This window comes from Citrobacter portucalensis, from assembly GCF_002042885.1.
In the GTDB taxonomy this organism is placed as follows: Bacteria; Pseudomonadota; Gammaproteobacteria; order Enterobacterales; family Enterobacteriaceae; genus Citrobacter; species Citrobacter portucalensis.
In genome coordinates, this window is the sequence record NZ_MVFY01000011.1 from 42,866 (window position 1) to 62,685 (window position 19,820).

Below are 19,820 nucleotides of genomic sequence, written 5' to 3' on the forward strand. Positions count from 1 at the left end.
TTATCGCGAGTAAATCTATGAAAATCGGCATCATTGGTGCAATGGAAGAAGAAGTTACGCTGCTGCGTGACAAAATCGAAAACCGTCAGACCATCGCGCTCGGCGGTTGTGAAATTTACACCGGCCAACTGAACGGTACAGAGGTTGCGCTGCTGAAATCGGGTATCGGTAAAGTGGCTGCGGCACTGGGCGCTTCGTTGCTGCTTGAACGCTGCAAGCCGGACGCCATCATTAATACCGGTTCAGCGGGCGGCCTGGCCTCTACGCTGAAAGTCGGGGATATCGTAGTTTCTGACGAAGCGCGCTATCACGACGCCGACGTCACTGCCTTTGGCTATGAATTTGGTCAGCTACCGGGCTGCCCGGCGGGTTTTAAAGCCGATCCTGCGCTGGTTGCCGCAGCAGAATCCTGCATTGCGGAACTGAATCTGCATGCCGTTCGTGGGCTTATCGTCAGCGGCGATGCCTTCATTAATGGATCCGTAGGGCTGGCTAAAATTAAGCACAACTTCCCACAGGCGATTGCCGTTGAGATGGAAGCCACCGCTATTGCGCACGTTTGCCATAACTTTAACGTACCGTTCGTCGTGGTTCGCGCCATCTCTGACGTTGCCGATCAGCAGTCCCATCTCAGCTTTGACGAATTCCTGGTGGTTGCCGCGAAGCAGTCAAGCCTGATGGTTGAAACGCTGGTACAGAAACTGGCGCATGGCTAAATTACTCTCCAGGGCGCTGGTCGCCCTGCTTTTCACTCTCCCGGCGTTCCTTTACGCCGCGCCGCGTGTTGTGACGCTTTCTCCTGCCAATACTGAACTCGCTTTTGCCGCTGGCATTACCCCCGTTGGCGTCAGCAGCTATTCTAACTACCCGCCAGAAGCCAAAAGTATTGAGGAAGTCTCAACCTGGCAAGGGATGAATCTTGAACGTATTGTGGCGCTGAAACCTGATTTGGTTGTCGCCTGGCGCGGGGGAAATGCTGAGCGGCAGGTGAATCAACTGACCTCTCTGGGAATTAAGGTCATCTGGGTGGACGCCGTTACCATTGAGCAGGTTGCCGATGCGCTACGCCAATTGGCAGCATGGAGCCCCAAGCCTGAACAAGCTAAACAAGCGGCGCAAACCATGCTTGATGACTATGCTTTACTTAAATCTCAGTATGCCAACAAACCGAAAAAACGCGTGTTTCTCCAGTTTGGTGCCAATCCTCTGTTTACCAGTGGAAAAGGTTCTATTCAGCACGAAGTTCTTGAGGTATGCGGCGGAGAAAACATCTTTGCCGGTAGTCGGGTTCCCTGGCCGCAGGTTAGCCGTGAGCAGGTCCTGGCACGAGCCCCCCAGGCTATTGTTGCAACCGGCGGTCCAGGCGAAACTCTGAAAATTGAGCAATACTGGGGAAACCAGCTAAAAATACCCATTATTACACTTAATAGTGACTGGTTCGAACGCGCGAGCCCGCGTATTATCCTCGCCGCAAAACAACTCTGTAATGCGCTTTCACAGATAAATTAGCGCCTGCCCCCACCAGGTCTGTTGTGAGGATTTAAAAATGCTCGTCTATTGGCTTGATATTGTCGGCACCGCGGTATTTGCAATCTCTGGCGTATTACTGGCCGGAAAATTACGTATGGATCCGTTTGGCGTCCTGGTACTCGGCGTGGTTACCGCCGTTGGTGGTGGTACGATCCGAGATATGGCGCTGGATAATGGACCGGTTTTTTGGGTTAAGGATCCGACCGATCTGGTGGTGGCGATGATCACTAGCATGCTGACAATCCTGTTGGTACGTCAACCAAGACGCATACCGAAATGGATCCTTCCGGTGCTGGATGCCGTTGGTCTGGCTGTGTTCGTAGGTATTGGGGTCAACAAGGCATTTCTAGCAGGAACAGGGCCTCTGGTGGCGATTTGTATGGGGGTGATTACCGGCGTTGGTGGTGGGATCATTCGCGATGTGTTAGCTCGTGAAGTCCCGATGATTTTGCGCACCGAGATCTACGCCACAGCCTGTATTATCGGCGGGATCGTGCATGCGACAGCGTTTTATACCTTTGATGTTTCACTGGAAAACGCCAGTATGATGGGGATGATTGTCACGCTGCTGATTCGGCTTGCCGCCATTCGCTGGCATCTGAAATTGCCGACGTTTGCGCTGGATGATAACGGGCGTTGATATGACGATACAGAACATGTAGGCCGGATAAGGCGTTTACGCCGCCATCCGGCACATTGCCCGGTGGCGTTGCGCTTACCGGGCCTACAACATCAGACCATCAGTAATACAGACAGCAATCAGATGCTGAAAGAAGAACCACACCCGCAGGTGCTTTTCGCATTCGGGTTAGTCACAACGAAGCGGGAACCTTCCAGACCTTCGGTATAGTCAACCGCGCCGCCCACCAGATATTGCAGACTCATCGGATCAACGACCAGACCAACACCTTGTTTCTCGATGGTCATATCACCTTCATTGACCTGATCATCAAAGGTGAAACCGTACTGGAAACCGCTGCAACCACCGCCAGTGATATACACGCGTAATTTCAGATTCGGGTTATCTTCGTCAGCGATCAGGCTTTTAACTTTATTGGCTGCTGCTTCAGTAAATTGCAGTGGCAGCGCTACGTCATCACTCATATTTTGCTCCAAACGACATCGGCAATTGGGTAAATTTCAACCCAATATTTTGGGCCATTATCTAATACCCTGGTATTTCGTTCAAGTATTCTCGCCAGCGGCAGTACCCTGGCTTTTTGCCGCCTGCTCCGCTTCCTGTTTTGCCAGCGTACGAGCCAGGATAGTCGAGTATAGCGGCTTTCCGCCCATAAATTGGGCTAATAGTGTTGCGCCAAGACAGGTAATAATCATTGGCAAAATGAGCTGATAGTTATCGGTCATCTCCAGCACCAGTACAATACCTGTTAGCGGCGCACGCACCGAAGCAGCCAACAAAGCCCCCATTCCGGCAATGGCAAAGGTTCCGGCCTCCAGGTGATACTGCGGAAAAGAGGCTGCCGCAGCCATACCGAACGCCGTACCAAGCAACGTCCCCAACGCCAGCATCGGGGCAAAAATCCCACCGGGCGCGCCGGACGAGAAGCACAGTAGCGTGGTGACGACCCTGGTAATAAATATAAACAGCAGCAGACCAACGCTAAAATTGCCTGCCGCGGCGATAGGAATCAGGTTAAACCCGCCGCCTGCCGCTTCCGGTTGAATTAACCCGAGGATCCCGCACAGGCCGCCGATCGCGCCGCCCATCAGCACCCATTTTTTAATTTCACCACCGTGGAAGCGCTGGAACATATCCTGGGTACGCAACACCATGGTGTTAAACAATGGCCCGACACAGCCAAAAATAAGCCCGAGCACCAGATACAGCCACAGCGTATTTACTGGCGCATTAGACAACTTTCCGACTTCAATTATCGGGGCTTCACCGTTGAAAACACGAAACACAATGCTCGACATAATAACGCCGGTAAACACGGCTTTGATCGACACAAGGTTATAGCGAAACTGCGGGCGCATCTCTTCAATAATGAACAGGATCCCCGCCAGCGGAGCGTTAAACGCCGCCGAAAGGCCCGCTGCCGCACCGGTAGCCAATAAGGTATGCCGCGCTTCGGCGCTACGCATGCGGAAAATATCCAGCACCATGCGCCCGAGGTTACCGCCAATCTGCACGGTCGGACCTTCACGCCCAAGCACCATGCCAGCACCCAGCGTGCCCATGCCGCCGATAAATTTCACCGGCAGGACACGCCACCAACGCACAGGTCGCAGCTCTTCCAGCGCACCTTCAATCTCTGGGATCCCCGAACCACCGGCTTCCGGCGCAAATTTACGCACCAGGAAATAGCCGACCATCGCCAGCAACGCCGAGAGAATAAACGCCAGCGGCCACAGCAGAATGTCATGGTCCGCAACCTGAGCCAGCGCGCCAATGCGCTGATTCTGCACCCAGGTCACCGCTTTCTCAAATGCCACGCCAACAAGCCCTGTCACAGTACCTACTACTGCAGCCATCAACAGGATCGCCAACGGCGTTTTGTCTCGTTCCAGGAGACGACGAATTTGATCCCTGCGGCGTAAACGCACAATTTGCTGTGCTTCAAAAGAGGGAGTGTCTGTCTTCATCAGATGATCATTAATTGGTAATACAAATACGGAATCGGCATTCTACTCGCACATTTCACGAAAATCCCCTGCAAATCGCATTGTTTCAATTGCGTAAAACTTTCATAACCTTCTCTGAATAACTAGAATAGCGGGCATTTACTTTTTCTACGAACCAGGACCCCATCCATGAGTAAGTCTGAAAATCTCTACAGCGCGGCACGCGAACTTATCCCTGGCGGCGTTAACTCCCCTGTTCGCGCCTTTACTGGCGTGGGTGGAACTCCGCTGTTTATCGAAAAAGCGGACGGCGCATATCTGTACGATGTTGATGGTAAAGCCTATGTCGATTACGTCGGTTCCTGGGGACCGATGGTACTGGGCCATAACCACCCGGCAATCCGTAATGCGGTGATTGAAGCTGCGGAGCGCGGTTTAAGCTTCGGCGCGCCGACCGAGATGGAAGTAAAAATGGCGGCGCTGGTCACTGAACTCGTGCCAACCATGGACATGGTACGTATGGTGAACTCCGGTACGGAAGCGACGATGAGCGCAATCCGTCTGGCGCGCGGTTTCACCGGACGCGATAAGATCATCAAATTTGAAGGCTGCTATCACGGTCATGCCGACTGCCTGCTGGTCAAAGCCGGTTCCGGCGCATTAACGCTGGGCCAGCCGAACTCCCCAGGCGTTCCGGCCGATTTTGCGAAACACACCCTGACCTGCACCTACAACGATCTCTCTTCAGTACGTGCGGCATTTGAACAGTACCCACAAGAGATCGCGTGCATCATCGTTGAGCCGGTCGCCGGCAACATGAACTGCATCCCGCCGCTGCCGGAATTCCTGCCGGGCCTGCGTGCGCTATGCGATGAGTTTGGCGCGCTGTTGATCATCGATGAAGTCATGACCGGTTTCCGCGTAGCGCTGGCCGGTGCACAGGATTATTACGGCGTCGTTCCGGATCTGACCTGCCTCGGTAAAATTATCGGTGGCGGAATGCCCGTTGGCGCATTCGGCGGTCGCCGCGATGTGATGGACGCACTGGCGCCGACCGGTCCGGTTTACCAGGCGGGGACGCTTTCCGGTAACCCGATCGCGATGGCGGCAGGTTATGCCTGTCTGACCGAAGTCGCCCAACCGGGTATTCATGAAACGCTGAACGAACTGACGACGCGTCTGGCGGAAGGTCTGTTGGAAGCTGCCGAAGAAGCGAATATTCCGCTGGTGGTTAACCATGTGGGCGGGATGTTCGGGATTTTCTTCACCGATGCAGAAACCGTAACCTGCTATCAGGATGTGATGGCATGCGACGTCGAACGCTTCAAGCGCTTCTTCCACATGATGCTGGATGAAGGAATTTATCTGGCGCCGTCTGCTTTCGAAGCGGGCTTTATGTCCGTGGCGCACAGTGAAGACGATATCAATAACACCATCGACGCCGCGCGCCGGGTGTTTGCGAAGTTGTAAAAAAGAGAACGTGCAGAAATGTAGGCCGGGTAAGGCGAAGCCGCCACCCGGCTTTTTTATTGCCGGATGTCGACTAAAAGTGTCTTATCCGGCCTACATCAAAGGGGTCAGCCTCAGCGGCTCTGCTTTCTCAGCAGATAGATAAAGTACGGCGCACCAATAAACGTCGACAATAATCCCGCCGGGATCTGATACGGAAACAGCACCATCCTGCCGCACCAGTCAGCAAAGACCAGCAACACGCCACCCGCCAGCGCCGAAATCAGCATATGCGGCATCGCCCGACGAAAACCCATCATACGGGCAATATGCGGAGCCATCAGCCCGACAAAGCTCAACGGTCCAATAGTCATGGTGGCTGTCGCCGTCAGCCCTGCCGCCAGCAGCAGTAACCCCACGCGTGATGGCGTGATAGCCATACCTACAGCCCGCGCCGTATCGCCGCCGAGCGGTAAAATTGTTAGCCAACGGCGGCACAGAGGCGTCATCGCCAGCAGAATCACCATCACAATCCCGGTACGCAGTACTTGCTCTCCGCTCGCGTTATAGGTTGAACCGGAAATCCAGGTCAACACGCCCGCCATGCGCGGATCGCCGCTGGCCTGCAGCATCATCAGCAGCATAGTAAAGGCCGTACTGAGCGCCATACCGGCCAACAACATACGGTGCGGTGAAAAACCACCGCGCCCGGCGGCAATCATAATGATAAGCAGAGTAACCGCGGCCCCGAGGCTTCCGGCAGGCAGCAGCCAGCCAAAAGCATTTCCGGGGACCAAAAACAGCATGAGTACCACGCCAAATGCCGCACCGGAGCTAATGCCCAGCACTTCCGGGCTGGCCATCGGGTTGCCCGTCAGACGTTGAATAATACAGCCCGCTACCGCCAGCATCACCCCGGCAATCAGGGCCGCCAGAATGCGAGGCCAGCGCCAGGGCATCAGCTCATCCAGCATCGCGCCGCTAGCCCATGTCCAGCCATGTGCGTCGCGGCCAAACGACAGCGCCACCACGAGGGTTAGCAGCAAGATTACGCCACCTGCCAGCGCAAACATCAGCACATTCTGACGCTCAGCGGCGATGCGATTACTGGCGTTCATATCCGGGGCGCTCATACCCCTCAAGCGCGGCAACAACCACAGTAGCAACGGTGCGCCAATCAACGCCGTCACTGAACCGGTGGAGACTTCCATCCATACGCGGGTCAGCCACAGAATGATTTGGTCGGAGAGCCAGAGGATCAACGCACCAATCAGCGGGGCAAGCACCAGACGTGCCAGCAAACGACGCGCACCGAGCATTTTCGCCAACAGCGGTGCAAACAGGCCAATAAAGCCGATAATTCCAACCGCGTTAACCAGTAAGGCGCTGATGACAATGGCCAGCGATAACGCCGCCAGACGTGCCAGCGACAGCGCCAGACCGAGGTTACGCGCCACGCCGTCATCCAGTCCCATCAGCGTCATTGGGCGTAATAACAACAGAGTCAGCATCACACCGCCCAACAGCTGCGGCCACAGACGCTGTACGCCGCTCCAGTCGGTTTGCGTTAACGTGCCGCTGCTCCATAAAAACATGCTTTGCAGCTGATCGTGATGGAAGATAACCATCAACTGGTTAATCGCCCCGCAGTACAGGCTGACCACCAGCCCGGCAAGGATTAACGTCACCGGAGAAAGACGCTTGCCCCAGGCAACGCCAAACACCAGCGCCCCAACGACACATGCTCCCGCCAGCGCCGCAAATTGCGTGGTCAGCGCACCAGGAATAGCCCACAGCGTGGTAACCGTAATGCCCAACTGCGCACCGGTCGCAACGCCCAGCGTGGTTGGCTCCGCCAGCGGGTTACGCAACACCTGCTGAAACAACACGCCGACCAGGCCCAGCCCGGCGCCGACCAGTAGCGATATCGCCAGCCTCGGCAGCAGGCTATAGTGAAAAACCATCTGCTCAATGACGTCGATATCCGGTGACCAGATAGCCTGTTGCCACTGACTGCGCGGTAGAGCAACGGAGAAGTTAACCCATGTCAGCCAGCAGGCAGCAACAAACAGCACCAACAACAGCAACGCCGGATGGCGGCTTCGCCTTATCCGGCCTACAAAGCGCCCAAACCGTAGGTCGGATAAGGCGTTTTTCGCGCCGCCATCCGGCATTTCAAGTTTCCTGCTCACGCTTTGCCTCCCAACGCATTATCCAGAATACGGGCAAAATGCATGGCCGATAGCGTTGCGCCATAGAACCAAACGGCAGGCACACGTTGAAAACGTCCGCCACGGACAAACGGCATCGCCTGCCATAATGGCGTAGACATCAGCGCAGCCATCTCTTTATCGTTGCCGTGATCAAAGCACAGCACATCGACATCCTTATAAGCAGCCAGACGGTCAATACTCACGGCAGTGCTGCCCCAGAAGTTTGTTTCTCCCTGCCAGGCGTTAGGGATCCCATATTTGTCCAGTACGTCCTGGAACAGGCTGTTTGAGCCAAACACCAGCATATGTCGCGAATCAAGCAAGGATGTCAGGAGCACGGGACGCGCGCCGCGTTGCATAAAGCGCGGTTTCAGGCTGGCGATATAACGATCGTACTCAGTCAAATGGCGTTCAGCAGAGGCTTGCAGATTGAACAATTGCGCCATTTCCTGCAGCGACTGTCGCGCAACGACCAGCGGCTTTTTGCCATCGCTGAAGTTAAATCCCCGGCCAGGTGCAATCCGCGCCAGCTTTTCAGGGGAAGGACCATAGCCTGCCGACCAGAGCAGAAACGAGGGCTTCATTTCGGTCAGCAGTTCGAGATTGGGTTCCGTACGTAGCCCGACATCAATTACCGAGTCCGGCAGAGGAGGCTCACTGACCCACAGCTTGTAGTTAGGGATGTCTGCGATGCCATACGGCGTAATACCCAGCGCCAGCAGCAGCTCTACCGGCAGCCATTCCAGCGCGACAATGCGCTGGGGATCAACCGCCGCGGCGTGCGCCGTATTCATCCGCCACAGCAGAGGCGACAGCGCCATCGCCGTAAGCAGCCGCCGACGGGTAATATGATGTAATCCGATCATTAATAGACAAAACTCACGGGTGCGGCACCGGCCGGATGCGGCAAAATGCCCATCGGGATACCGTAAATTTGTTCCAGAGTTTCACTGCGCATCAGTTCAGCAGGCGTTCCTTGAGAAATCATCTCACCGCCGCGCAGCGCAACGAGGTAATCGCAGTAACGGGCCGCCATATTGATATCATGCAGCACCGCAACCACCGTCAGCCCGCGCTGCTGGCTTAAGCGGTGCACCAGCGCCAGCACGTCAACCTGATGGGCGATATCCAGCGCGGAAGTTGGTTCATCAAGCAGCAGACAGCGGCTGTCCTGTGCCACCAGCATGGCAATCCACGCGCGTTGGCGTTCCCCACCGGACAGGCTATCGACCAGACGGTGCGCCAGCGGCTTTAAACCTACCAGCGAAATTGCTTCTTCTACCTTCTCTCTGTCGGCAACGCCAAAACGCCCCAGCGCCCCGTGCCACGGATAACGACCAATCGCCACCAGTTCGCGTACGGTCATCCCTTCTGCCTGCGGCAGCTGTTGCGGCAGATAGGCGACCTTGCGGGCAAACGCTTTACTACTCCAGCTCTCCAGCGGCTGTTCGTCGAGCAGGATTTCACCTTCTGACGGCGGCTGATGACGTCCCAGCATTTTCAATAATGTCGATTTACCGGAACCGTTGTGGCCGATAAGACCCGTCACTTTCCCTACAGGAAAAGTTAATGAGAGAGGATGCAAAAGCGTGCGGCCAGGCACACTAAAGGAGACATTACGCAACGCAAAAGTGGTGTCGGGATGGGATCTGTTTTCCTGCATAGCAGCCAACTTGTAAAACGGGCACGCAAAGCGTGCCCAAAGAGAAATTAGAAACGGAAGGTTGCAGTTGCAACGACCTGACGTTCTGCGCCCCAGTAACATGCGTATTCGCTGTAGCAACTGGAAACGTATTCGCGATTAAACAGGTTGTTAACGTTCACCGCAACAGACGAACCCGCCATGCCGAAACGAGCCAGATCGTATTTCACCATCGCGTCGGCAACAGTATAGCCACCAACGTTAAAGGAGTCGTTCTTCTTCGCCGCATCGTTTTTGTAGTAACTCACCGTTGAACCGGTGTAACGCACCCCTGCGCCAAGAGTCAAACCGCTAAGTGCCGTTTCATAGAACGTATAATCGGTCCATAAAGAAGCCTGATTACGAGGTACTTCTGCCGGACGCTTGCCTTTGAAGATGGTGTCCTCGGTATATTCCGCATCCGTATAGCTGTATGCCGCCGTAATGTTAACGTTGGCATTGACCGCAGCTTTAGCCTCCAGCTCAACACCACGAGAACGAATTTCGCCGCTCTGAACGCTGTACAGCCCAGTTGGATCGTTCGGGTCTGCGGTCAGATTTTTGTCTTTCGTCAGCTGATAAACCGCAGCTGTCAGCACGACAGGCATATCCTTCGGCACATATTTCACGCCAGCTTCGTACTGCTTACCGCGTGACGGATCAAACGGTTTTCCTTCTTTCGTTGAACCTGATGTCGGTTCGAAAGATTCGCTATAGCTAAAGTATGGCGAAATTCCGTTATCAAACAGGTAGTTAACACCACCGCGCCAGGTAAACTGTTGATCGTTAACTTCGGCCAGAGTATTACTGGAGCGAGTCAACGTAGAGGTTGTTGCGTAATCATAACGACCACCCAGCGTCAGCACCCACTTATCCCATTCCATCTGGTCCTGGGCATAAAGTCCGGTCTGCTCCATACGGTTCAGCACGGCGTACTTCGCATACGGTCCGCTGACATCAATATTCGGATTACCGTACTGCGGGTTATTCATATCCAGTGGATCTGCGGAGCCATAAAGTGCATTCACGTCGTTACGCATGCGCGAATAATCAACACCTGTCAGCAGAGTATGTTCCACATCGCCGGTGGCGAAAGCAGACTGAAGCTGGGTGTCGACAGTGAATGCACTGAGATCTTCGTCAGAACGCACGTACTGGCGATTAATTTTGCCAGGGGCAATGTAGCCGTAGCCATACACGGAACGGTAGAGTGTTTTCACACGGTCATATCGCAGATTCTGGCGCACAGTGAAGGTATCGTTCAAGGCATGCGAGAAGTTGTAGCCTACCATTTTCTGACGACGCGCCATCTTGTTATCGTCTTCGCCTTCATTGAAATCAGTTGGCAACTTGTGCGGATTACCGTTCGCATCGTAGTAAGGGACAAGCGTACCTTCACGCGGCAACCAACCGTAATAACCCGCGTACGGATCGTTTTGGAAGTTACTAAGGAAGGTGAAATCTGTTTTATCATCAGGACGCCAGCTAAACGCAGGCGCAACAGCGTAACGCGTTGATTTTGACATTTCCTGCTGAGAATTCTGGCTGTTGCCTAATCCCGTTAAACGGTATGACCACACACCGTCATCATCAATAGCATCGCTGAAATCGAAACCGGTTTGCCAGAGGTTGTTAGTCCCCATTTTGAACTGAATTTCTTTCAGAGGTTCAGTGGTCGGACGCTTGCTTACCATGCTTACAATGCCGCCAGGGTTACTGTTACCGTACAATACAGATGTTGGCCCACGCATGACTTCTACGCGTTCCAGAAAATATGGGTCCATTGATACTTCAGAGTAGTTATTTCCCTGAAGTTTCATCCCATCAAGATACTGGTTGGTATTGACGGTGGTTGGCGCAGTGAAACCTCGAATTGTCACCACATCATAGGTAGTTGAACTACCACGCGTGGCAAAAACACCCGGCGTGTAAGCAATCGCTTCTTTCACCGTCGCGGGCTGTTTGGTGTCCATCTCTTCACGCGTCACTACCGAAACAGATTGCGGGGTCTTTTCGATAGGCGTATCGGTCTTGGTTGCAGTGGCAGACCGCTTCGCAGCGATGGTTGGGGACGGTCCCCATGCGCTTTCTTGTGCGGCAGGTGCAGCAGTTACGGTGATGGTTTCTTCTTTCGGGTCAACCGCCGCCTGTGCATAGACAGACATGCCGCTAACCGCTGTGGCTACCACTACTGCGATTTTACGCAGTGATGAACTTGGCTGAGCAGTTTTAAGACGCGCCATTGGTATTTCTCTGATTAAAGTGAATGATAACGTAAACGAGAATTATTATTATAACGGCAGCATAATATTCGAAACTCTGGCGAGATAGCAAGCAATACGCGTCCCTACTAAAACTGAGGGGTTAAGAAATAACCAGATGAAAAGAAAGGGTTAATAAATTAGGCTGGAATGTTTAAAAGAAAAGCCTGCAAATACACAGGCTATTTTTGGCTAGCGGTAAAAAACGCTAAATGTCGCAACAGAGTCAACCTTTCCCGCTTTTACAGTGCCTGTTTGTACATATCTCGCTTTCAAAGGGATAGTGACAGACTGCCTATCGGTTGTTTGCGCTACCGCGTTGTAATCTTGATCAAATTTCAGCACATTATTGTTGCTGTCGAGGATTTGTAATCCGACCCCTTCGGCCGCGTCATTACCACTGGCGATCTCCAGGATGTCGCTATTGCCACTCACGCCAGTTGAACCGGCAGTGGTGAATTTATAATCAAGTTTGATGCCCGCGACACACTGTTCCAGCTGAATCTTGAAACTATCATCAGATACAACATCGGAATAACCGTCCACAATATCGCTAGTCATGATTCTCTTAAGCGGCACTGTGATATTTTTTTCAACTAAATTGCAGGTGTTAGCAGTAACGTTAATAACTATTGGCGCAAAGCGAATTTGAGCAATAACCTGCGAATCATAAATCCAGTCCGCATTGAGCATGTTGACGTCAATAACTCCTGACTGCACAACACCAGTGACGACAAATTCAGCTCTCGCACGTGACTGAATACTATAGTCACTTAAGTGGGTTGTTTTTGACGTCCCTAGATGCATAGGGGTAACCACCGAACCTTCTGTTAGGGCGGAAGCGTTATCTTTAACCCAGGCGACCCGAAAACCTATTCCCGGAACATTTGTTTGATAAACGCGGCTAAGGGGATTATCCGTGCGGGCATCGCTACTCGTGAATACGGTATAGCCTGTATAGATATCGCCATTATCTGTACAGTCCACGACTTTAATAAGATCGCCAGTCACTTCCTGGGTTGCAATGATCGTACCTGGAGCGGCGTCCGCATTTACCGTAAACGACGGCATATTGAACGTAGAGGTTGACGGCGACGCATCATTCTCAATTTTGCAGGATGCCTGAACTGATTGCTGTGCGAACAATAGACCGCAACATAGAATCAATCTAAAAATCATATAATTATTCATATTCCCACAGTCCATTTTATGTTTTCCCTTTACACTATCGACACTCAACCGCAGCCTGGTAAATAGAGGACTCGATATCGTCTGGGATCTGCGCATTTCCTTCACAGCGCTGTTCTGGAGCACTACCCCACTGTACTTTAAACGGTACATTACCTTTCAAACCGGTCAGATAAACTTCGCCACCATCTCCGACTATTGAGGAGCCCCCCTCAATTGACAGTACCGCGCCGAAAGGCACAAAACTCGATCCATGGTGAAGTGTTAATAAGGCGCGAATACCCTGGCGGGCAGAGAAATTAGCTGCGACAACTGCCCCTTTCGTAGGTACGACATCTTTGGCCGGTTTTTCGATATCCAGATCGTCGCGTTCCCCGCTGTTCACCGTGACGGTATTACGACGATAATTAGTTAGATATGGTACGACCGCATTTCCCCAGTAGTCAGTGTAAATACCTTGCATATTCTGGACTTTAACATCTGCTCCCTCGTCAATATGGACAATAGCAAAAGCATCCTGGACAGATTGCCCCAGCGTAATACCATAAGGATGTGCGACGACGGATCCTTGCGCGCTGTAGTTCCACTGTTTGCTATCTTTGGCATAGCTATAGTTCGCCCCAATTTCACCGTATGAGCCACGATAACGCCCCGTCATGCTCGCACCATATCCAGTATCGTGATCGGTATAGCTTTGCTGCAGGTTATAACTTAAGTTGTTATCTTCCAGCGCAGTCCCGCCAATCCCAACCTGATGCACGGTATTGCCATTTTTAGCGCTGTTTAGGTTGTAGGTCGCCCAACTGTTTGACAGCCAACGTGACAAAGGAATATTGACGGAAAATGCAACCTGCTGGTCATTATCGCTGTTTGGTGTTTTTGTCAGGCTATAGTTCACAGACCAGGTGATGTCCTGCCAACTGGAGCTGAATCCCATACTGGCACTGCGCTCATGCCCACTCATATCCCAGTAATCTTGTTGATAACCATTGATATACACAGACCCTACAGAGCCCAATGATTGCGACATACTCAACTGTAAACGGCTACGACGATTGTTCGTTTTACGGTAATTGTAAATTCCATCATCTTCGCCCCTATCGCGCTGATCGAGAGCTTCCTGGAAGGTATAAAAACCAGAAGTGGAATAACGGTAACTGGCCAGCGTCACCGTGGTATCTGTTGCAGAAAAGTCTTTGGAATATTGTGCACGCCAGGATAAACCGTTGGCATTACCACGCCCATCGTCAAACTGGGTTCTGGCCGCAGTAACATCTACAGACACAGAACCAAGCTCACCGAGATCGGCCCCCGCCCCGACCAGACCGGCACGGTAAATTGATGCTTCGAGCACTCCGCCATACAGCGTAATGCCATGAGGCATGCCGTAGATTACCGTCGCCTGACCAAACCCAGGTTCCTCGCCGTTATCGCTATCACGGTATTTTCCACCAGCAAGGCTATATTTCAGCGCACCTTCACGCTGTAAGATGGGTACCGAAGCGCTTGCCTGAATAAACGAATGCTCGCTTCCATCAGCCTCTTTAACGGTAACTTGTAGATCTGACCCTGCTGTTACCTGACTGAGGTCTCTGATTTCAAAGGGGCCGCTGGAGACATAAGTCTGATATATCGTGTAGCCATTTTGCTTAATCGTTACTTTTGCATCGCTATTGGCAATTCCGCGCACAACAGGCGCAAACCCTTGTAAGCTATTGGGTAACATGCTGGTATCGGTTTCCAGCTTCACCCCTGTCATCTGTACGCTGTCAAACAGTTCGCCGTTGGTATATGTCTGGCCAATTTCAAGCTGACTTTGCAGAAATTTAATATCCCGCTCCAGCGTGGTGCTGATCGCATCCCAGCCATCCGAATTGCTGTAGGTACTTGAATTACGAAGCCGCCAGGCGCCAAGATTTAGACCGGAATTAAGGCTTGCCCAGTTCGAGTTATCGTTCTCGCCATTTACTTGCTGGCGGTTGCCGCTAATGTAATAGCTGCTCCATGCCGCAGGAATGCCATCGTCCCAGTCTTTAATAGGGATAGCGCCAGCGACTTGCTGGTCGCGATAAATTTGCGGGATCCGCACGAAAAGAGTTTGGCTATCGAGTTGAAAATCAAACTTTGCTCCCGATATGTACTGGGCGATGTCGCCAACTGGAGCCGTATCAGCCAATGATTTCAAGCCGGGAAGGCTATCGACCTTCACCCCCAGCTCTCTGAGATCCCCTTTGCTGAACTGCGGGAGTAATTGCGTCTTATCCTGTGATAGTACGTAAGTAATATTTCGCTTATCAATGCGATCATAATCCCACATCACTTCAGTCAAATAAGTCCCTGGTTGTAACCCATTATTTTGCAAAAAGGTTTCCAGTATTGACGTATTCTCTAACGGTGTACCGAGTTCCAGAATATGCAAATTGAATTCATCTTCAGCACTCGCTGGGTGCAAAAATGAGCATAATGCCAGCGTAATGCTGTTGAGCAAAAAGAGTCGGCAAGATCGCAAAGGATAAGGCTGCATATAATAAAGTCCCTTTAATTTTTACCCATACGCGTCATTGCGTTTATAGTTGTTGGCGCTTTTTCACCGTTGCAGCACCATAGTCATTCACTGCAGCCCATGACACATCACCTACTGCAGCTGCAGGTATTGAAAATATCTGTTCCCCAAAGGGAGGAACCGTCATTGACAATGACTCAGGTACAGAACTGTCTGCGAGAGGTTTTACCTGCTTTCCGCCAACAGAGAGTTCTAATAACGAAATATGAAATGGCGTTGGATTTTTTGCGGTTAATTGAGAACCCTGACGGCTAAACCGTAATTTTTCCCACGCACCGACAGCGGCCGATTCTTTAAGACCCACTGGCCGCCAAAAAAGTTTCAGCTGTGTTTTCATCGCAAACTGCAACGTATTTTTATCTTTTAATTCATCAGGCATAGCCGAAACAGATTTAAAGTTGGCAACAAACATCGATTCACGGTCTTGTGGTAGCGATCCTTTATCGCCAATAAAGACGATATGCAGCAGAGCCTGGCCATTAGCGTCCATTTTATAAATCGGCGGAGTGATAATAAAAGGCGCTTTTGTGTTATCTGTCTTTGTTACCCAGCTTTGTATCAGATATTTATTGGCATCTTCTTTATTCTTAATAGATATCTGTACTTCTTTTTTATTCTCCGGGTAAATGATTCTAGTTCCTCCCAGGACAATGCTGGCCTGTGCATTTATGGCAATAAGCCCAATGATGGCAAAACAAATTCGCGCATATAATTTCACCCGCAATACTCCCTGGTCAGGCAGCCCTGAAGGGCTGCCTGTCATACTTAACGATAGAACACGGTAAAATTCGCGGAGGCGTGATATTTACCTGCAGTCGGTTTTTCATCACCAATCTGAATCACTTTCGCGGTATAGTTGAAAATAGAAGGTGTTGCTTCATCGCCAGTATTCACCACATCCGTGGTTGATACCGGAACGGAGTCATCAAACACAACGTCAGTATTACCACCATTATTATTGGTTACGGTAATACCTACATTTGTTGCAGCACTCGCATCACTAAGGTCGTTCTTCAGGCGTAAATTCTCGCCGTCAGTAGTGTCACCACTGAACCTCAGGTTTAAACTTGCTATGGCAGGGTCACATTTAGCCAGAGAAATCTGGAAATCTTTTGTCGGGCCAGGGGTCCCATCACCATCAAAATTATCCGGATAAGCATCCGCAAAAGTAACCACGGTATTTGCTCCTGCGCCATCGACATCAATAACGCAAGTGTCGGCAACAATACGGCCAGAAAACTCTACCTTACCCGTATCTTCTGCAAATGCAGAAGTATTTACAGCGGCAATCAGGCTTCCGGCCATCAGCACAGTAAGAAGCTTTTTATTCATTAGAATCCCTTAATCAGAACGATTGAATGACAAAGTCCCATTGCCAATAATAAATTACTGGTGAGAAATATTGAGGGTGAGCACGGAGAGAAAAGAATAAAGATATGCAAAAAACATGATCTTCTGAAATCCCTTCATCAAATCAATACAATGAATCGTGTATAGTGTTCACTCGCGGATTAAATCAAACCACCGGAGAGACTGTCTATAGCCTGCAATTTTTCACACATCATAAAAGAAGTTAACTATTTAATTTCCAATGTTTTTTGCAAACATTTATTTTACTTAATCTGTTCTTAATTAAAATTAAATCAATACAATTACATCATGGAAAAATAAAACTCATTTTACCCAGAAATAAAAACACCCGCTAATAGCGGGTGTTTAGGTCTAATTTACTACTGAATTAATTACTACCAAACATCTCTTTAATCCAACCGGCTACGCCATCGCCGTCCTTCTTCTCTTGCTGCGGCGGTTGCTGCTGTTGAGGCTGCTGTTGCTGCGGCTGCTGAGAAGATTGATCGAACGGATTACCCGACTGCTGCAGCATCTCACCTTGCTGACACAGTGAATCCGGATCGGTGGTCCATACAGGAAGCGTGCGCATCCCGCCGCTACAAACGAAGTTACCGTCGTAGTCTACGCCCATATCCACCACATCCTCCGGCGGCGTCAACACCAGCGGTGTTGGCGTCTGGTTGGCCAGATAACGCTGATAAATCGACATCGCGCCGCTGGCACCGTACAGCTTGGTTGGCTGGTTATTATCGCGGCCCACCCAGGTAATGGTCACCTGGCTGCCGTCGATCCCAGCAAACCAGGTATCCACGTTGTTGTTGGTGGTCCCGGTTTTCCCTGCCAGATGCAGACCCGGATACTTCGCGCCAAGCTGGCGACCCGTACCACGCTGAACCACCTGCTGCATAGTCCACAGCGTCATATACGCTGCCTGCGCCGGAACGGCACGCTCGGCCTGTGGGAAACTCTGGTACAGTACGGTTCCATCTTCGGCAATCACCGAACGCAGCGCCGACAGCGGCGCGCGGTTCCCGCCGCTGGCGATAGTCTGAAATGCCTGCGCCACTTCAATTGGCGTCAGGTTCAACGCCCCCAGCAGCATGGCGGGAACCGGGTTAAGCTGATCTTTCGGCGCCCCCAGCTTCAACCAGGTATCGGTTACAGCAGGCAGGCCCAGCGCCATCCCCAGATTTACCGTTGGCACGTTCATTGAACGCGTTAACGCATCCACCAGCATCACTTTACCGCTTTCGCTATAGCGACGGTCATCGTTCTGCGGTGACCACACCTGGCCGTTCGGCTGACGCAGCGCAATCGGCGCATCGGCAATCCAGGTATTCAAGCGGTACAACTTCGGCTGGCTGAGCGCGGTCAGATAGGTCGCAGGCTTGGCCAGAGAACCAATCGAACGACGCGCCTGCATCGCACGGTTATAGCCCGCAAACTGCGGTTCTGCTCCGCCGACCATGGCGCGAACTTCGCCGCTAAAGCGGTCAACAACCACAATCGCGGTTTCCAGATCGCTCAGCTTACGCTGTTTCTTCAGTACAGGAATGCCTTCCACCGCCGCTTTTTCTGCGGCGTCCTGCGCCACGGAATCAAAGGTGGTGAAAATCTTCACGCCGGAGAGATCTTTAACTTTATCGCCCAGCTTCGCCTGGAGCTCCTGACGCACCATCTGCATAAAGGCAGGCTGCGGGGAGATCACCCCACCACGCGGCTGTACGCCTAACGGACGCGCACTCAGCATGTCATACAGATCCTGGTCGATAATCTGCTGCTGTTGCAGCAAACGCAGAACCAGGTTACGACGCTCCAGCGCCAGTTTCGGGTTACGCCACGGGTTGTAGATCGACGCCCCTTTAACCATCCCCACCAGCAGCGCCTGCTGGTCGAGGCTCAGCTCTTCTACCGGACGACCGAAATAATAGAGGCTCGCCAGCGGGAAGCCGCGAATCTCGTTATCACCGCTTTGGCCGAGATAAACTTCGTTCATGTACAGCTCAAGAATGCGGTCTTTGCTGTAACGCGCATCCATGATCAGCGCCATATAGGCTTCGTTGGCCTTACGCCAGTAGGAACGTTCGCTGGACAGGAACAGGTTTTTCACCAGCTGCTGAGTCAGCGTACTGGCCCCCTGTACCGTACGACCAGCTGTCAGGTTCGCCAGCACCGCACGGCCAATGGAATAGAGACTGATACCATCATGCTCATAGAAATGACGATCTTCGGTCGCCAGCAGCGTGTCCACCAGCAGATCCGGGAAGCCGCTACGCGGAACAAACAGGCGCTGCTCACCGTTAGGTGAAGAGAGCATGGTGATCAGACGCGGATCGAGACGGAAGAAACCGAACTGGCGGTTGTTATCCATATTCTCGATGGTGTCCAGATGATCGCCGTCAAAGGTCAGACGCGCACGCACCTGCCCTTCTTTACTGTCCGGGAAGTCAAACGGACGACGAATCATCTCGATGCTCTTCGCCTGCACGGTAAATTCGCCCGGACGCGTCATCTTCGTCACCTGACGATACTGCGTGGCCTCCAGCAGCTTCACCATCTCGTTTTTGCCGATAGGCATTTCTGGCTCAAGGTTAACCATACGGCCATAAACTGCCGCAGGAAGCTGCCAGACTTTGCCATCAATACGGCTACGGATTTTTTGGTCCAGATAAACGCCGTAAATGGCGATCAGCACCAAAAAGACAATCGACAGTTTTACCAGCAGCCAGAACCAGCCGCGCTTACCACGAGGCTTACGCCCTTTGCCTTTACCCTTACGCGGCATCGGTTCTTCATCCTCATAGTCATCATCATCATAATCGTCGTCATACTCTTCATCTCTGAGTTGACGACGGCTCACCTTTTGTTTCACCGGACGCGAGGGTTTCCCTTTACGTCCAATTGGCTCGCGGTCATTCCCCGCCATGCTTTTTCTCCGCAACATTCAGGCGCAAGGGCCCGATTCTCTGTTCTTCCGTCCTGCGACAGAAGAAGAA

16 protein-coding genes are annotated in these 19,820 nt (G+C 52.1%); 4 read left to right on the forward strand and 12 right to left on the reverse strand.

The window, feature by feature from the left end; all coding sequences use genetic code 11:
• The first annotated feature begins 17 nt into the window (after positions 1 to 17).
• Genes mtnN through BZK40_RS16770 form a run of 3 tightly spaced genes read left to right on the forward strand, consistent with a single transcriptional unit; the run spans position 18 to position 2,170 of the window.
• Positions 18 to 716: a 5'-methylthioadenosine/S-adenosylhomocysteine nucleosidase gene (gene mtnN, locus BZK40_RS16760; RefSeq protein WP_079934974.1), complete on the forward strand. Its 699-nt coding sequence runs from the start codon at positions 18 to 20 to the stop codon at positions 714 to 716.
• Complete coding sequence (gene btuF / locus BZK40_RS16765) at positions 709 to 1,509, forward strand: vitamin B12 ABC transporter substrate-binding protein BtuF (RefSeq protein WP_079934975.1); 801 nt, start codon at positions 709 to 711, stop codon at positions 1,507 to 1,509. The genes mtnN and btuF overlap by 8 nt, the downstream gene beginning before the upstream one ends.
• A gap of 37 nt (positions 1,510 to 1,546) precedes the next feature.
• On the forward strand, positions 1,547 to 2,170 hold the full coding sequence (locus BZK40_RS16770) for a TRIC cation channel family protein (protein WP_003829199.1): 624 nt from the start codon (positions 1,547 to 1,549) through the stop codon (positions 2,168 to 2,170).
• Between the two features lie 119 nt (positions 2,171 to 2,289).
• On the opposite strand, the gene erpA is transcribed toward BZK40_RS16770, so the two are convergent.
• Genes erpA through clcA form a run of 3 tightly spaced genes read right to left on the reverse strand, consistent with a single transcriptional unit; the run spans position 2,290 to position 4,137 of the window.
• Positions 2,290 to 2,634 (reverse strand): iron-sulfur cluster insertion protein ErpA, encoded by a 345-nt coding sequence (gene erpA, locus BZK40_RS16775; RefSeq protein ID WP_008786260.1) that lies wholly within the window; start codon positions 2,632 to 2,634, stop codon positions 2,290 to 2,292.
• On the reverse strand, positions 2,627 to 2,692 hold the full coding sequence (yadW, locus tag BZK40_RS24455) for a small protein YadW (RefSeq protein WP_122973801.1): 66 nt from the start codon (positions 2,690 to 2,692) through the stop codon (positions 2,627 to 2,629). Before yadW ends, erpA begins: the two co-directional genes overlap by 8 nt.
• A 23-nt stretch (positions 2,693 to 2,715) precedes the next feature.
• Positions 2,716 to 4,137: a H(+)/Cl(-) exchange transporter ClcA gene (clcA, locus tag BZK40_RS16780; protein ID WP_032942400.1), complete on the reverse strand. Its 1,422-nt coding sequence runs from the start codon at positions 4,135 to 4,137 to the stop codon at positions 2,716 to 2,718.
• A 168-nt stretch (positions 4,138 to 4,305) separates the two neighbouring features.
• Here clcA and hemL point away from each other — a divergent pair, with 168 nt between their 5' ends.
• A complete protein-coding gene (hemL, locus tag BZK40_RS16785; protein ID WP_079934976.1) occupies positions 4,306 to 5,586 on the forward strand; it encodes a glutamate-1-semialdehyde 2,1-aminomutase in 1,281 nt (426 codons plus the stop codon).
• 113 nt (positions 5,587 to 5,699) lie between these two features.
• Here hemL and fhuB read toward each other — a convergent pair whose 3' ends face one another.
• The 9 genes from fhuB to mrcB all read right to left on the reverse strand — a co-directional run bounded on the left by fhuB (position 5,700) and on the right by mrcB (position 19,750).
• The gene (gene fhuB, locus BZK40_RS16790) at positions 5,700 to 7,739 is read right to left on the reverse strand and encodes a Fe(3+)-hydroxamate ABC transporter permease FhuB (RefSeq protein ID WP_095533150.1); all 2,040 of its coding nucleotides are present in this window, start codon (positions 7,737 to 7,739) and stop codon (positions 5,700 to 5,702) included.
• Between the two features lie 14 nt (positions 7,740 to 7,753).
• On the reverse strand, positions 7,754 to 8,644 hold the full coding sequence (gene fhuD, locus BZK40_RS16795; RefSeq protein WP_079934978.1) for a Fe(3+)-hydroxamate ABC transporter substrate-binding protein FhuD: 891 nt from the start codon (positions 8,642 to 8,644) through the stop codon (positions 7,754 to 7,756).
• A complete protein-coding gene (fhuC, locus tag BZK40_RS16800) occupies positions 8,644 to 9,441 on the reverse strand; it encodes a Fe3+-hydroxamate ABC transporter ATP-binding protein FhuC (RefSeq protein WP_079934979.1) in 798 nt (265 codons plus the stop codon). Before fhuC ends, fhuD begins: the two co-directional genes overlap by 1 nt.
• 47 nt (positions 9,442 to 9,488) lie before the next feature.
• Positions 9,489 to 11,702: a ferrichrome porin FhuA gene (gene fhuA / locus BZK40_RS16805; protein ID WP_008786254.1), complete on the reverse strand. Its 2,214-nt coding sequence runs from the start codon at positions 11,700 to 11,702 to the stop codon at positions 9,489 to 9,491.
• Between the two features lie 210 nt (positions 11,703 to 11,912).
• Complete coding sequence (locus tag BZK40_RS16810) at positions 11,913 to 12,911, reverse strand: fimbrial protein (protein WP_253193185.1); 999 nt, start codon at positions 12,909 to 12,911, stop codon at positions 11,913 to 11,915.
• A 34-nt stretch (positions 12,912 to 12,945) separates the two neighbouring features.
• A complete protein-coding gene (locus BZK40_RS16815) occupies positions 12,946 to 15,432 on the reverse strand; it encodes a fimbria/pilus outer membrane usher protein (RefSeq protein WP_079934981.1) in 2,487 nt (828 codons plus the stop codon).
• 43 nt (positions 15,433 to 15,475) lie between these two features.
• A complete protein-coding gene (locus BZK40_RS16820; protein WP_057066634.1) occupies positions 15,476 to 16,189 on the reverse strand; it encodes a fimbrial biogenesis chaperone in 714 nt (237 codons plus the stop codon).
• A gap of 47 nt (positions 16,190 to 16,236) precedes the next feature.
• Positions 16,237 to 16,803 (reverse strand): fimbrial protein, encoded by a 567-nt coding sequence (locus BZK40_RS16825; protein ID WP_008786250.1) that lies wholly within the window; start codon positions 16,801 to 16,803, stop codon positions 16,237 to 16,239.
• Positions 16,804 to 17,209: 406 nt separating this feature from the next.
• Positions 17,210 to 19,750: a bifunctional glycosyl transferase/transpeptidase gene (gene mrcB, locus BZK40_RS16830; protein ID WP_071446615.1), complete on the reverse strand. Its 2,541-nt coding sequence runs from the start codon at positions 19,748 to 19,750 to the stop codon at positions 17,210 to 17,212.
• Positions 19,751 to 19,820 lie beyond the last annotated feature (70 nt).

Excerpts from the sequence above, each read along its gene's own strand:
- mtnN (WP_079934974.1), top strand. The coding sequence starts at position 18 with ATGAAAATCGGCATCATTGGTGCAATGGAAGAAGAAGTTACGCTGCTG.
- btuF (WP_079934975.1), top strand. The coding sequence starts at position 709 with ATGGCTAAATTACTCTCCAGGGCGCTGGTCGCCCTGCTTTTCACTCTC.
- BZK40_RS16770 (WP_003829199.1), top strand. The coding sequence starts at position 1,547 with ATGCTCGTCTATTGGCTTGATATTGTCGGCACCGCGGTATTTGCAATC.
- erpA (WP_008786260.1), bottom strand. The coding sequence starts at position 2,634 with ATGAGTGATGACGTAGCGCTGCCACTGCAATTTACTGAAGCAGCAGCC.
- clcA (WP_032942400.1), bottom strand. The coding sequence starts at position 4,137 with ATGAAGACAGACACTCCCTCTTTTGAAGCACAGCAAATTGTGCGTTTA.
- hemL (WP_079934976.1), top strand. The coding sequence starts at position 4,306 with ATGAGTAAGTCTGAAAATCTCTACAGCGCGGCACGCGAACTTATCCCT.
- fhuB (WP_095533150.1), bottom strand. The coding sequence starts at position 7,739 with ATGCCGGATGGCGGCGCGAAAAACGCCTTATCCGACCTACGGTTTGGG.
- fhuD (WP_079934978.1), bottom strand. The coding sequence starts at position 8,644 with ATGATCGGATTACATCATATTACCCGTCGGCGGCTGCTTACGGCGATG.
- fhuC (WP_079934979.1), bottom strand. The coding sequence starts at position 9,441 with ATGCAGGAAAACAGATCCCATCCCGACACCACTTTTGCGTTGCGTAAT.
- fhuA (WP_008786254.1), bottom strand. The coding sequence starts at position 11,702 with ATGGCGCGTCTTAAAACTGCTCAGCCAAGTTCATCACTGCGTAAAATC.
- BZK40_RS16810 (WP_253193185.1), bottom strand. The coding sequence starts at position 12,911 with ATGAATAATTATATGATTTTTAGATTGATTCTATGTTGCGGTCTATTG.
- BZK40_RS16815 (WP_079934981.1), bottom strand. The coding sequence starts at position 15,432 with ATGCAGCCTTATCCTTTGCGATCTTGCCGACTCTTTTTGCTCAACAGC.
- BZK40_RS16825 (WP_008786250.1), bottom strand. The coding sequence starts at position 16,803 with ATGAATAAAAAGCTTCTTACTGTGCTGATGGCCGGAAGCCTGATTGCC.
- mrcB (WP_071446615.1), bottom strand. The coding sequence starts at position 19,750 with ATGGCGGGGAATGACCGCGAGCCAATTGGACGTAAAGGGAAACCCTCG.